This is a genomic window from Glutamicibacter sp. GQ173 (genome assembly GCF_059759215.1).
In genome coordinates, this window is record NZ_JCAXDT010000002.1 from 227853 (window position 1) to 241499 (window position 13647).

Consider the following 13647-nt stretch of genomic DNA (forward strand, 5'->3'; position numbering starts at 1 on the left):
ATCAGGGCCCGGCAGGCTCCAGGCTATCAGTGGCTGGCTGTGGATCCAGCGGCGCCACGGATACCGCGAGAACACCCATCCCGGTGTGGGCGGCCAGCACCGCGGGCAGCGATTCGATCACCACCGGCTGGCTGCTGAAGGGGCCCAGCTCCGTGGCAATTTCGGTCGCGAGTTCAACGGCGCCAAAGTGCATGACGCCCAGGCGCACCGGGCCCTTGGCTGCCCGTGCATCGCGCAGCGCAAGGGCTACGAGCCGGGCCTGGGCGCGGGCGAAGGAGCGGGGCTTTTCCAGTGCGCAGATGGCGCCCTGGTCGATGGTCAGGATCGGCTTCACGTTCAAGAGGCTGCCGAGCACCGAGGAGAGCGCGCTGATCCGGCCGCCGCGGCGCAGCTGCTCCAGGGAAGGCACCGCAAAGTACACGGAGCTGGCGGTGGACATCCGGACGATCTGCTCGAGCATTTCCACCGGCGCCCCGGCATCCCTGGCATCGAGCACGTCGGCCACGGCAAAGCCCAGCGGCAAAGCCACCGTGCGGGAATCGAGCACCGTGACCTGGTGGCCTAAATCGGCGGCAGCCAGCCGCGCGGCCTCCGCGGTGCCCGACAGGGCCCCGGACATGTGGATGGAGATGACGTGATCGCATCCCGAATCAAGCAGCTGGCGGTAGACGCGCGCGAATTCGCCCGGTGCCGGGCGCGAGGTCTTCACCGCCTTGCCCATGGCCAGCCCCATCATCAGCGCCTGGGTATCCGAGCCCTGCACGTGGCTATCCACAATAATCGGGATGTTGACCTCCACGAAGCCGGGGCGGTCGCGGAAACCTGCGGGAAGGCAGGAGGCCGAGTCGGTGACAACCCCGATGCGGGGACGCGAAAGCCCGCGCGGGGCCAGCCACTTGGGCAGCCAGCCCGCGCGCGAGCTTTTCTGTCGTTCGTCCATGAGCCGAGCTTACGGGGCCGGAACCACGTTCACCAGCTTCGGCGCACGCACGATCACCTTCAGTGGCGCCTTGCCCTCGAGCATCCGGATCACCGCTTCATGGGCCAGTGCCTGCTCGCGCAGCTCGTCCTCGGTGATGTCCACCGGGACCTCCAGGCGGGCACGGACCTTGCCCTTGATCTGCACCACGGCGGTGACGGTGTCATCCACCAGCAGCGATTCGTCAACTTCTGGCCAGGTGCTGGTGACCACGGATGGCGCGTAGCCCAAAGCTTCCCACATGTCCTCGGCAGTGTACGGGGCGAACATGCTCAGCAGCTGGGCGACGACGGTGGCCGCTTCGCGCACTGCCGGGTCGGCCGCGCCGGCGCCGGAGTCGATGGTCTTGCGGGTGGCGTTGACCAGCTCCATGGCCTTGGCGATGACCACGTTGAACTTGCCCGAATCCAGCAGCTGCGCGGATTCGTGCACGGTGCGGTGGGTGACCTGGCGCAGCGCCTTGTCCCCTGCCGCGTAGTCCACGCCCGCCTCGCTGGCCACGTCCTGGGCGATGCGCCAGGCGCGGGCCAAGAACTTCTGCGACCCCGATGGGGAGACATCGGCCCAGTCCACGTCGTCCTCCGGCGGGGAGGCGAAGACCATGGTCAGGCGCACGGCGTCCACGCCGAATTTGTCCAGCTGCTCGCCCAGATCCACGCCGTTGCCCAGCGACTTGCTCATCGCCTTGCCGCCGTTCAGGACCTGTCCCTGGTTCAGCAGCGCGGAGAATGGCTCGGTCGCGTCGATCAGCCCCAGGTCATGGATGACCTTGGTGAAGAAGCGCGAGTAGAGCAGGTGCAAGATGGCGTGCTCGACGCCGCCGACGTACTGGCCGACCGGCATCCAGTCGCGCACGGCCTTCGGATCGAAAGGCCCCTGCGTGTAATCCGGGGAGACGAAGCGCAGGAAGTACCACGAGGAGTCCACGAAGGTGTCCATGGTGTCGGTGTCGCGCTTGGCGGCGCCGCCGCACTTCGGGCAGGAGACGTTGACCCATTCCTCGGCAGCTGCCAGCGGGGACGTGCCCTTCGGGGACAGCTGCTCGCCGCGCAGGTTGTCCGGCAGGCGCACCGGCAGCTGGTCATCGGGAACCGGGACCTCGCCGCAATCGGCGCAGTGGATGATCGGGATCGGGGTGCCCCAGAAGCGCTGGCGGGAGAGCAGCCAGTCGCGCAGGCGGAAGTTGATGGTGTGCTTGCCGGTGCCGGCAGCTTCCACGATTTCGATTGCCTTGGCGATCGCCGCGCTCTTCTCCAGGCCGGTCAGCTCGCCCGAGTTGACCAGCTGGCCCTCCCCGGCGGTGGCGGTGCCAGTCTCATTCGGGTCTTCGGCACCGGTCTGAACGACCACACGCACCGGCAGGTCGAAGGCGCGGGCGAAGTCCAGGTCGCGCTGGTCATGCGCGGGCACGGCCATGATCGCTCCGGTGCCGTAGTCGGCCAGCACGTAGTCGGCGGCCCAGATCGGCAGCTTCTCCCCCGAGAGCGGGTTGATGCCATAGCGGCCGGTGAACACGCCGGTCTTCTCGCGCTCGGTGGACTGGCGCTCGATCTCGCTCAGCGCCTTGACCTGCTCCTGGTAGTCCTCCAGGGCGCCGCGGTGCTCATCGGTGACCAGCTCGCCGGCCAGGTCGGCGTCGGCGGCGACCACCATGAAGGTGGCACCGTACAGGGTGTCCGGGCGGGTGGTGAAGACCGGGATCTTCACCGCGGGCTTGTCCCCGGCGGCCTCGATCTCGAAGGTCACCTCGGCGCCTTCGGAGCGGCCGATCCAGTTCTTCTGCATCAGCAGCACGCGCTCGGGCCAGTGGCCCTTAAGCTGCTCCATGTCATCCAGCAGGCGATCGGCGTAGTCGGTGATCTTGAAGTACCACTGGTTCAGGGACTTCTTGGTCACCGCGGTGCCGCAACGCTCGCAGGCGCCGTTGACGACCTGCTCGTTGGCCAGCACGGTCTGGTCCTTCGGGCACCAGTTCACCGGGTGGTCCTTGCGGTAGGCCAGGCCCTTTTCGTAGAACTTGGTGAACAGCCACTGAGTCCAGCGGTAGTACTCGGGATCCGAGGTGTGCAGGCGGCGATCCCAGTCGGCGGAAATGGCGTAGCGCTTGAAGCTGGCGGCCTGGGTGTCGATGTTCTTGTAGGTCCACTCGGCCGGGTGGCTGTTGCGCTTGATCGCGGCGTTCTCTGCTGGCAGGCCGAAGGAGTCCCAGCCGATCGGGTGCATCACATCAAAGCCGCGCAAGCGCCAGTAGCGGGCCACAACATCGCCCATGGCAAAGGCCTCGGCGTGGCCCATGTGCAGGTCGCCCGAAGGGTAGGGGAACATGTCCAGGACATAGCGGCGCTCGCGGCTGCCATCATCGGCGGGCTTGAATACTTCTAGCTCGTCCCATACCGGCAGCCACTTGGACTCGATGTCCTTGAAGTCGTAGGTCCTGGGTTCATTCGTCGATGATGTCACGCTGCTCTTCTCACACGCTTTGCGGAAATATTTCGGATTGGAAAAACTTGTTTTTGGTTCCAGACACAACAAAAGCCCCCAAATTTCCACTCGGGGGTACGGCCATCGGCCGTGCTTAAACTAGGTTGCGCTTCGGATGCATATCGCGATTCTATCGCACATCGCCTAGTGGCGCGCATCGGTGAAGAGCCAGATTCGACACAGCGGCATTCCCGGCCTCGCTTGCGCCAAAGCCGCGTGCCGGAAAGTTCTCCACAATCCGCCCCAGCGTTCGATCAGCGCGTGGCCCAGCACGGGATGCTCGTGCACATGAAGACCACCGCCCTCTTGGCCGCCATGCGCGAGATGTGCCAGGGTCCCTGGAAACTGGGGTCCCAGCTCACCTCCGCCATGCTGCTCGAGCTGGGCACCATGTGCCTGTCGATCCTGACGGCGATCGGGCGGCTCGTCCACCAAAGCAAGGACCCCCGCCTGGTGCTGCTGAACCTCCAGCTCGTCGAACAGGTCGAGCAGCTGGCGCATTTCCAGAAAATCGCGCTGGCCTTTGATGCCGAACTGACCGCCGCCCACGCATTGAGCCTGTCCACGCTGGACACGCTGCGAAAGCTGCCCGGGCGGCCCCAGGCGGAACTGGACGCCTGCCTTGCGCAACCGCCTCAGCTGGCCAGCGGCCGGACCTGCTACAACAACGCGGAAGAACTCATCGCCGCCTGGCTGGGCATCAGCTACTTTGAGGCGCAGCGCCGCATCGACGATGCCCATTTGCTCATCGGCCGGCGGACTGCCAGCGGGGAAGAATGCGCACCGCGCTTTGATCACCTTGCCGAGCTCTTTGCCCAGGGCAGCGTCGATCGGCGCAGGATCGCGCAGATTTCGCGCCAACTGGAGAAGCTGGAACCCGGGGATACGACCTTTGACGGGGTGCCTGCCCCATTGCGTGCCCGCGGAACCGATGGCCAGCTGCTCGAGGAGAGCGCCGCGCAAGCCCTGGCTGAGCTTGGCCCCAATGCAGCCCGCAAGCAGATCGGCGCCCAGATCAATCAGTACAGGGAAACCCACGGAATGATCATCCCGCCCAAGCTCGGTTTCTTCATCGGCAAGGTGATTGGCGGTGTGCACACTTTCCACCTGCGCACCGATGCTTCACAAGCCGAGATCCTCCATTCCATGGCCGCGCAGTCGGGCAATCCGCGCACCGAGGCGGGCAAGGCAGCGCGCAAGCCGGCAAATTCCAGGTCGGCGTCTTCCGATCCGGATGAGCCTCCGCAGGAAAATGACACTGCCGCCGGCCAGGAGCAAAACTGCCCCGCGCCGCCAACACCAGACTGGCTGATCAGCGATCAGCCGATGCCTGATTGGGCCCGCAGCGAAACGGCTGACGGCAGCGGAAATGCTGCCGAGCACGAAACCGCCGCCGAAGACGTTGCTGGAACCCCCAATGACACGCAATCCCAGGCAGGGCCCGCCGACCAGCAGGCACCGGACGCAGCAGGGCGCCGGCTCAACGCCCTCATGGCGATTCTTGCTGCCAGCGCTACCCCGGGCAAGCAGAAGAACATTGTCCCGAAGGTGCTGGTGTACATGTGGCTCAGCGACTTGCAGAATCTGGCCGAGGCACATGGCGTCAGCGCCCATGGAGTTGATATTCCGCCCGGCGAACTTCGACGGCTATTGGCCCACGCGCGAATCATCCCGCTGGTGCTGGGATCAAACAGCCAGCCCCTGGACATGGGACGATCACAGCGTTTCCACAAAGGAGCGATCAGAACGGCCATCATGGCCCGGGATCGGGGATGCATTGTGCCCGACTGCACTACCCCGCCCGAGAACACCGAGGTCGACCACTATGACGTGCCGTGGTCCGAGGGCGGTGAAACCAGTGTCTGGTCGGGAGCCGGGCTGTGCACGACCGGTCATCATCAGCGGCATGCGGACCAGCTCAAGGTTGTCGACGTCGACGGCCTGCCGCATGTGATCCTGCCCGAACACCTCGATCCGGAACAGAAACCCCGGCGCAACACCTACTGGGGAGCGCTCCAGGCTGGGGACTGCCCTGCCCGAACCCAGCCCGCGGAGCCTGCCGATCCCACGCCTCCGGCCACGGAAGGCAAAACCGGCACGGATCTTGATGGGTCCCCCTAGAGTCCTGCGCAAGCTGGCTGAACGCGACGACGCCCGAACCTTGGCAGGTTCGGGCGTCATTTCGTGCTCAACTCTTTAGCAAGAGTCAGCGATTAGGCCTTGGTGTCCTCGTCGACCCAATCGAAGGTGCGGGTCACGGCCTTCTTCCACAGACGCAGGTTGCGCTCGCGCGCTTGTTCATCCATGGTTGGCTCCCAGCGCTTGTCCTCAGACCAGTTGGCTTCCAACTCGCCCAAATCCTTCCAGAAGCCCACAGCCAATCCGGCAGCATAGGCCGCACCCAAGGCAGTGGTTTCGGTAACCTTCGGGCGAACCACCGGTACACCCAAGATATCGGCCTGGAACTGCATCAGCGCCTCGTTGGCAACCATGCCGCCATCGACCTTGAGTTCGGTCAGTGGGACTTCGGCGTCGGCGTTCACAGCATCCAGGACCTCGCGTGTCTGGAACGCGGTGGCCTCCAATGCGGCACGGGCAATGTGGTTCTTGTTGGCAAATCGCGTCAGGCCGACAATGGCACCACGGGCATCCGAACGCCAGTACGGAGCAAACAATCCGGAGAATGCCGGCACCACGTACACGCCGCCATTGTCTTCCACCTTGGCTGCCAGCTCTTCGATTTCCGGTGCGGAGGAGATCATGCCGATGTTGTCGCGCAGCCACTGGACCAGGGATCCGGCTACGGCAATCGATCCTTCCAGTGCGTATACCGGCTTGGCATCGCCGAGCTTGTAGGCCATGGTGGTCAGAAGGCCATTGGTCGAGTTCACGATTTCGGTGCCGGTGTTGAAGATCAGGAAGCAGCCGGTGCCGTAGGTGTTCTTCGCAGTACCCGCAGTGAATGCTGCCTGTCCGAAGGTGGCCGCCTGCTGGTCGCCGAGGATGCCGGCTACCGGCACTTCGCGCAGCAACTGATTGGTGTGCACGTTGCCGTACACCTCGGAAGAAGAACGAATTTCAGGCATCATCGAAAGAGGAACACCAAAATCAGCGAGGATCTTCTCATCCCACTGCAGGGTCTTCAAGTCCATGAACAGGGTGCGCGAAGCGTTAGTCACGTCGGTGGCGTGTACACCGCCGTCGGTGCCACCGGTCAGGTTCCACAGAACCCAGCTGTCGGTGGTTCCAAAAAGCAGGTCACCAGCTTCGGCACGCTCGCGAGCACCTTCCACGTTGTCCAGGATCCACTTGATCTTGGTTCCCGCGAAGTAGGTTGCCAGTGGGAGGCCCACAGTTTCCTTGTAGCGGTCGACGCCGCCGTCAGCTGCCAGCTCGTCGACGATGTCCTGGGTGCGAGTGTCCTGCCATACGATGGCATTGTAGACTGCTTCGCCAGTGGTCTTGTCCCAAACGACGGTGGTTTCGCGCTGGTTGGTAATGCCAACGACCTCGATGTCGTGACGGGTCAGATTGGCTTTAGACAGTGCCTGGCCGATCACCTCGCGCACGTTGTTCCAGATTTCGGCAGGATCGTGTTCTACCCAACCGGCGGCTGGGAAGATCTGTTCGTGTTCAAGTTGACCGACCGAGTGCACGTCGCCTGCGTGGTTGAAGACAATTGCACGGGAGCTGGTTGTGCCCTGGTCAATGGCTATGACAAATTTTTCACTCATGATTTACTGCTCTCTTTCTAGAACATTAGAGCGGCAACAAGTCCGCCAAGGATACCGCCGATTGCTGGTCCGGCCAATGGAACCCACGAGTAGGCCCAGTCCGAGGAGCCCTTGCCCTTGATCGGCAAAACGGCGTGCGCAACGCGTGGGCCAAGGTCACGGAATGGGTTAATAGCGTAACCGGTAGGACCGCCCAGGGACAGGCCAATGGCAACAACCAATAGCGCAACGGCCAGCGGGCCAAGCTCATTAGGAGTGTGACCCAGTCCTGCGATCACGAACACCAGGACGAAGGTACCGAAAATTTCGGTGACCAGGTTCCAACCGTAGGAGCGGATGGCCGGTCCGGTGGAGAAAACACCTAGCTGGGTGCCTGCGTTCTGCGGATCATCCAGATGCTTCTTGTACGTCAGCCAGGTGCCGACGGCTCCGAGGAAGGCGCCAATAAATTGCGCCAGGAAGTACAGCAAGGTATTGGCCAGGGTTTTGGCAACGCCGGGTGCGTATTCGGCGACATCCTGGTTAACCAGCAGACCCAGGGTGACAGCCGGGTTCAGGTGGGCTCCGGAAATGCCGGCGATCCAGACGCCGCAGTAAACGGCAAGGCCCCAGCCGAAGCTGATGGCGACCCAGCCTGCGGCACTCCCGAGGGTTCCCTTCAGGGCAACGTTCGCGCAGACGCCGCCACCCATCAACAGGAGAATGAAAGTGCCGACAAGCTCGGCAAGAAACACGTGAGTGGACATCTTTGACCTCTTAGTGATTTCGACTGCCGGAGGCTATTTGCCGCCGGCCACGTGGCAGATTAGCCCAGGATCACTCCGTGGCTATCTGCGAGAACCGAGAGCGAATGGTCGATTTCGGTTTGCAGCTGGGACTGGTCCCAACCCATTGGGTCAGCTAGGCAGTTGGCTACCTCGATGACCAAATTCTTTGTCACCAAGCCGCGGAAGGCCAGGTTGGTGCGGCGGATGAAAACGTCGATCAAGCGGCCGACCTGCTCATTGTTTGCCATGTAGGTGATTTCCTGGCACGAGAGCTCGTCGGTGTGCTCCAGCATCTGCTCTTTGTTACCCAGCTGCTCCAGGACGTGGTCGGCCCGGGTGCCGTAGCGCTCAAGCAATACCCGCAGGCGATCACGCGAGGCCTTGGATTCGCGGGCCGCGTACCAGGCGGCCAGTGCGCCTTCATTGGCAGGGAAGTTCTTGCCGCCGCCGATGGGCACGCCAGCAGTCGACTGCACTTGGCGCTCGCCCAGGAACGCCAGGGCTTGGCCGCCCAAATTCTCGCTCAGTGCGCGGAAGGTCGTCCACTTTCCGCCGATCAGCGAAAGCATGGTGGTCTTGTCGGTCAGGCGCGTTTCCTTGACCTGGTAGTCGCGCGATACAAAGCCCGGCGCGGTGTCGTCATGATTTGGCAGCGGGCGCACTCCGGAGAACTTGTAGACGATCTGGTCTTCGGTGGCCTTGATGCCTGGGAACACGTGGTGGATCAGGTCGAAGAAGTACTGGACTTCTTCGTCGGTGCATACTGCTGGTTCGTTCATGTCGTGTTCTAGGTCGGTGGTGCCTACCAGCACTCGCCCGAGCATCGGGTAGATCAAGACAATGCGGCCGTCTTCGTGTTCGAAGAAGATTTCGCGGCCGCCGGTGGCTTCGAGCAGTTCCGGGTGATCGAGCACGATGTGCGATCCCTTGGTGCCGCCGGTCCATTTGGTTTCGCGGCCCAATTCCTTATTGGTCAAATCAACCCATGCGCCGGTCGCGTTGATGATCACTTCGGCGTCAAAGTCGAATTCGTCGCCGGTCAGGACATCGCGCAGCTTGGCGGTGCCGCCGTCAACTCCGGCGAGTTCAACGTAATTGGTGGCTCGGGCCTGATCGTTGGCGTTCAGGCCTTCGCGCAGCACATCCAGGGTGAGGCGTTCCGGGTTGTGCACCGATGCGTCGAAGTAGGTTGCGGTGTACTTCACATCATCGCGCAATTCTGGCAGGTCCTTGCGGGCTGCCTTGCCGGACTTGAAGCTGTGCCACGGGGTGTTGCGGCCGCCGATGCCGGCGAACACGTCGTACATGATCAGGCCGGCTTTGATCAGTGCCGCGCCGCGCTCGGTCGGCTTTCCCGATTTGTGCGTGAGGAAGCGCGTCGGTGCGCTGAGGATGCCGGAGAAGGTGGAGAAGATCGGGATCGTGGTTTGCAGCGGCTTCACGTAGTGGGGCGCGATTTCCAGCAGGGAATTGCGTTCCTGCACGGATTCGTGCACCAGGCGGAATTCGCCGTTCTCCAGGTAGCGGATGCCGCCATGGATCATATGCGAACTGGCGCCGGAGGCACCCTGGCTGTAGTCGCCGCGTTCAATCAGCGCGACGTCGATTCCCTGCATGGCCAGGTAGCGGAAAGTCGCTACGCCGTTGATGCCGCCGCCAACTACCAGTACCCGCGCTTGCGGGCGTTCACGCAGTTTGGATAGCTGTTCCCGAATCACGATGTGTGCCCCTTTGTAACAATTGAATGAGTCTGAGGCTAGTCTTGTGAGTGAACGGCAAATCGGTCAAACAAAATGCACAAACGTGCAGAAATGGTCAGATTGATGAAGAAAATTCCATCCGGGGGACCCTACAAGCGTGGCGTGACTGGCACATCTGTGCACACCACGCCCAGGGCCAAGGACGCTTTGCGGGCGGCCCAGCTGTACTACCTGCAGGACATGAAGATGGAAGTGATAGCCAAGGAGCTGGGGACTTCGCGTTCCACGGTCTCCCGCCTGCTCACTCACGCCAAGCGCACCGGCATGGTTTCGATCAGCATCACCCCCAGCGCCAACATGTCTGCCCTGCTGGGAAACCAGCTCTCCGAACACTACGGGGTGACTTTCAACGTGGTGCCCACCGACGGGTCCATGCCAGATTCCGAATTGCTCGCTCGCGTCTCGGCGCACGCGGCCTACTTGCTCGGCGATCTCGTCTCCTCCTCGATGACCGTTGGTGTCGCGTGGGGATCCACCATGCAGGCGGTATCCACGGCATTGGCATCCCATCCGACCCATGACACGAAAATTGTGCAGCTCAATGGCGCCGCCAATCCAGTCAGCAGCGGCGTCAGCTACGCCAGCGACATCCTCACCCGCTTTGGCCATGCCTTCACCGCGCGGACCGAGCAGTTCCCGGTGCCCGCATTTTTTGATCGCGCGTCCACCCGTGAAGCCATGTGGCAGGAAACGTCGATCAGGCGTGTGCTTGAAGTGCAGCAAGAGATGAACCTGGCAGTCTTCTCGTTGGGTTCAGCTGGTTCGGCGGTCATCTCCCAGGTGTACCGCGGCGGGTATCTGACCAAGAGCGAGACCCAGGAGTTGCGGGAGATGGGAGTGGTGGGCGATGTGGCTACCGTGTTCTTCGACAAGGACGGGAACAGCTCAAACATCTCCCTCAACGCCCGCTCGACCGGTCCCGCGCTGGATTCCCTGCTCCGGGTGCCGACCCGCTTCTGCGTGGTTGCCGGGCGCGGGAAGCTTGAAGCGGTGCGTGCTGCGTTGAAGGGAGGGCTGATCACCGACCTCGTCATCGACGAGGGCACGGCGCTGGCGCTTTTGGACGGGTAGGATTTTAGCCATGCTGCAAAGAGAACAACTCGTGTCCACGCATCGCCTCCACGGCGCCGAACTGCGCGTCTTCACAACGGTGGCGCAAGAACCTGCACGCGGCGTGATTTTTGCGGTCCACGGTTTCCGCGGCGACCACCACGGCTTGGCCCGGATCGTGGACCACCTGGAAAACTACACGGTGATCGTTCCCGATCTGCCGGGTTTTGGCGCCTCGACGTCCATGACTCTCATGGAGCACGACGTCGACGGGTACGCCCAGCTGCTCGACGCGCTGGCGGATGAGCTGAAGTTGGATGACAGCATCCACCTGCTCGGCCATTCTTTCGGTTCGATCGTCGCCGCGAAATTGGCAACGGTTCGGCCCTTTGCATCGCTGCTGCTGCTCAACCCGATCTCCGAGCCCGCGCTGGACTCCTCGCAAGCGCTGCTGGCCAAAGTCACCAGCGCCTATTACGCGGTCTGCGCCAAGCTTCCGGCGAGCATCGCCGAGCCGCTGCTTCGCTCCAGCCTTTTCAGCGATGCGATGAGCTTTGTGATGACCAAGAGCAAGGATCCGCAGATCCGCCGCTATGTGCGCGAGCAGCATCGGTGGTACTTCGGCGGTTTCCACTCTCGCAGCACCTTGGCCCAGGCCTACCGGGCCTCCATCAGCTCCACGGTCGGCCACTACTCCCCCCGGATCACGTTGCCGACGCTGATGATCGGCGGCATGCAGGACGAGCTCGGCACCCCGCAAACCCAGGAGGAGCTGCGCAAGAGCTTCGCTCGCGCGCAATTGGTTATGCTCGACCGGGTCGGGCACTTGATCCACTACGAAAAGGCTCCGGAAACCGCCCGCGAAATAAATGCCTTCCTGCGGTCGTTGCGCAGCCTGCCCAGCGGCAACTAAAGTACGCTGTCCGGGTCGATCGCGATATTCACCAGCGGATCCTTGGCCGCTGACATGCTTGATCTCAGGTGGCGCAGGGCTCTGGTGACCTCATGGCCGTCGGCGTAGGAGAAGAACAGCACGTAGCGATGCTCTATCGGCGGGCCGTCGATAACCGTCGGGCCATGGATATGCACGCGGGCGCGCGTGGGAACATCGAGCGCGGCGATCAGGCGTTGCGCTCCCGGCCCGCTGATCACGGCACTGCGCACGGCCGGTGGCAGCCCGACTTCACGGCGCTCAGCCAGCTCGCGTTCGGCGAAGCTCGACGGGTCGTAGCGCACCAGGCTCGCACCGGCTGGGCTCGGATTGCCAGTAAGCACGACCACTCCGTCGCTGTTGGCCATGGAGGCCGCGGTAAACCAGCGGGCGAGGACTTCTTCGGCGTTGCGCAGCGAGTCATGGGCGAGCATTTTGTCGGCATCGAGCAGCAGCACCGCGCTGTAGCCGCCTTCAGCTATCGGTTCGACTCCCGGCGTGGCCACGATGAGCGCCGGTTTTCCGGGAACTTTTTCTACTGGCTTTGCTCCGGTGGAGGAAATAACAGCGACCTTCGGAAAGGCCAGGCCCAGTTCTTCGGCCGTGCGCTCGGCGCCGATGCTGGCAGCCCGGATCCTCGGCGAGCCGCAATTCTGGCAGCGGTAGTCATGGAACTGCTCGCCGCACCAGCGGCAGGCCACATGCGACTGCTTGCCGGCAATATGCAAAGGGCCCTGGCAGATCGTGCAACGAGCCAGCATGCGGCAATCCTGGCAGGACACCGCCGGCACAAATCCGGTCCGTGCCACCTGCACCAGTACCGGGCCGGAATCCAGTGCCTTCGTCGCTTCACGCCATGCCACGGACGGAATGCGGGCGCGAGCCAGCATCGGATCGCGCTCCAGCTCGAAGTCATTAGTGGTGGCGACGACCCGGGCGGTGTGCGCACGCAGCAAGCCGCGTGGCAATTTCAGCTCGATGGCCCACTCGGTGGCAACCAGGCGTTGCGCTTCGACCGATCGCGATGGCGCGGCGATCAGCAGCGAAATACCTGCCTGCGCGCTGCGCAGCAGGGCCACTTCCCTGCTGTGTTGATAGGGAGCACGCTGTTCGCGATGCGATTGATCGCCGTCCTGCCAGACGATCATCAGTTCCAGATCCGGTACGTGGCACAGAGCCGCAGAACGGGTGCCGATCACGATCTGGACATTGCCGCCGATGGCGCGAAGGTAATTGCGGTATCTGGGCGTGGGCCCGTCATCGGCCTGCAAGCGCGCATAGCATTCAGCCCCGTACTCGTCGTCCAGGTAGCCGCCGAGGATTTTCAGATCCCGGGCATCGGGGACGACCAGCAGGACGCGCTTGCCGCGCTCAAGTACCGGACGGCAGGCATCCAAGAGGAACTTGGGCCAGAATCCGTCCACATTGGGCACCCAGGTAGCGACGGCACGAAGCGTTTTGCCGGTTCCCCAGGCTTCCAGTGCCTGGGGGCCGTGCTCGTAGATTTCAAGCTGATTTGGTCCCTGGGGCAAAACAGGCGCTGTTGTTTGAAGTTCTTCTTTTTCGACCTTCGCGGCCCTGGCGGGCACGGCCGAGCGCACTACGTCCCACAGTGTCCCGGCATATCGCGCGGCAATGTCGCTTGCCGCGGCAACGACCTCCGGGTAGAGCGCTACCTGGTCGCTGACGATCTTGGCCAGCGGCCGCAATTTCATCGTGGTGGCGTGGTCCTGGAGGATCTCGACGATGAATCCCGCCAATTGCTGCGGGCCAAAAGGAACCTTCACCCTGATCCCGGGCACCGCCTGCTGTTCCATCGAAGCCGGAACCTCGTAGTCGAACAACCGGTCCAGGTGCGGGACGGAAGAATCAATCAGCACCCGGGCAACCCGCTTGATGCGGGTCGGCTCGGGTGCTGCGATGAGGGCATCTTGCTGCACTCGGC

At 63.1% G+C, this 13647-nt stretch carries 9 protein-coding genes; 3 read left to right on the top strand and 6 right to left on the bottom strand.

All coding sequences use genetic code 11. The annotated features are described in order from the left end of the window. Position 1: 1 nt before the first annotated feature. Complete coding sequence (locus AC6CHO_RS05000) at positions 2-940, bottom strand: DegV family protein (protein WP_498213986.1); 939 nt, start codon at positions 938-940, stop codon at positions 2-4. Positions 941-949: 9 nt separating this feature from the next. Further along, on the bottom strand, positions 950-3439 hold the full coding sequence (gene leuS, locus AC6CHO_RS05005) for a leucine--tRNA ligase (RefSeq protein ID WP_498213987.1): 2490 nt from the start codon (positions 3437-3439) through the stop codon (positions 950-952). Between the two features lie 309 nt (positions 3440-3748). Between leuS and AC6CHO_RS05010 the strand changes: the two genes are divergently transcribed. Then, positions 3749-5581 carry a hypothetical protein gene (locus AC6CHO_RS05010; RefSeq protein ID WP_498213988.1) on the top strand — a complete coding sequence of 611 codons (1833 nt, stop codon included), beginning with the start codon at positions 3749-3751 and terminating at the stop codon, positions 5579-5581. Positions 5582-5673: 92 nt separating this feature from the next. Here the strand turns inward: AC6CHO_RS05010 and glpK are convergent, their stop codons facing one another. The 3 genes from glpK to AC6CHO_RS05025 are packed head-to-tail and all read right to left on the bottom strand — an operon-like array spanning position 5674 to position 9679. Then, complete coding sequence (glpK, locus tag AC6CHO_RS05015; protein WP_498213989.1) at positions 5674-7194, bottom strand: glycerol kinase GlpK; 1521 nt, start codon at positions 7192-7194, stop codon at positions 5674-5676. A gap of 17 nt (positions 7195-7211) precedes the next feature. Next, positions 7212-7940 (bottom strand): MIP/aquaporin family protein, encoded by a 729-nt coding sequence (locus AC6CHO_RS05020; protein WP_498213990.1) that lies wholly within the window; start codon positions 7938-7940, stop codon positions 7212-7214. A gap of 59 nt (positions 7941-7999) precedes the next feature. Continuing rightward, a complete protein-coding gene (locus AC6CHO_RS05025; RefSeq protein WP_498213991.1) occupies positions 8000-9679 on the bottom strand; it encodes a glycerol-3-phosphate dehydrogenase/oxidase in 1680 nt (559 codons plus the stop codon). 105 nt (positions 9680-9784) lie between these two features. On the opposite strand from AC6CHO_RS05025, the gene AC6CHO_RS05030 reads away from it, so the two are divergent. Beyond that, positions 9785-10792 carry a sugar-binding transcriptional regulator gene (locus AC6CHO_RS05030; protein WP_498213992.1) on the top strand — a complete coding sequence of 336 codons (1008 nt, stop codon included), beginning with the start codon at positions 9785-9787 and terminating at the stop codon, positions 10790-10792. Positions 10793-10802: 10 nt separating this feature from the next. After that, a complete protein-coding gene (locus tag AC6CHO_RS05035) occupies positions 10803-11684 on the top strand; it encodes an alpha/beta fold hydrolase (protein WP_498213993.1) in 882 nt (293 codons plus the stop codon). On the opposite strand, the gene AC6CHO_RS05040 is transcribed toward AC6CHO_RS05035, so the two are convergent. After that, positions 11681-13642, bottom strand: a complete 1962-nt coding sequence (locus tag AC6CHO_RS05040; RefSeq protein ID WP_498213994.1) for a primosomal protein N' family DNA-binding protein — start codon at positions 13640-13642, stop codon at positions 11681-11683. The genes AC6CHO_RS05035 and AC6CHO_RS05040 overlap by 4 nt on opposite strands. Positions 13643-13647 lie beyond the last annotated feature (5 nt).

Coding starts and splice junctions, on each gene's coding strand:
- AC6CHO_RS05000 (WP_498213986.1), bottom strand. CDS start 940: ATGGACGAACGACAGAAAAGCTCGCGCGCGGGCTGGCTGCCCAAGTGG.
- AC6CHO_RS05010 (WP_498213988.1), top strand. CDS start 3,749: ATGAAGACCACCGCCCTCTTGGCCGCCATGCGCGAGATGTGCCAGGGT.
- glpK (WP_498213989.1), bottom strand. CDS start 7,194: ATGAGTGAAAAATTTGTCATAGCCATTGACCAGGGCACAACCAGCTCC.
- AC6CHO_RS05020 (WP_498213990.1), bottom strand. CDS start 7,940: ATGTCCACTCACGTGTTTCTTGCCGAGCTTGTCGGCACTTTCATTCTC.
- AC6CHO_RS05030 (WP_498213992.1), top strand. CDS start 9,785: ATGAAGAAAATTCCATCCGGGGGACCCTACAAGCGTGGCGTGACTGGC.
- AC6CHO_RS05035 (WP_498213993.1), top strand. CDS start 10,803: ATGCTGCAAAGAGAACAACTCGTGTCCACGCATCGCCTCCACGGCGCC.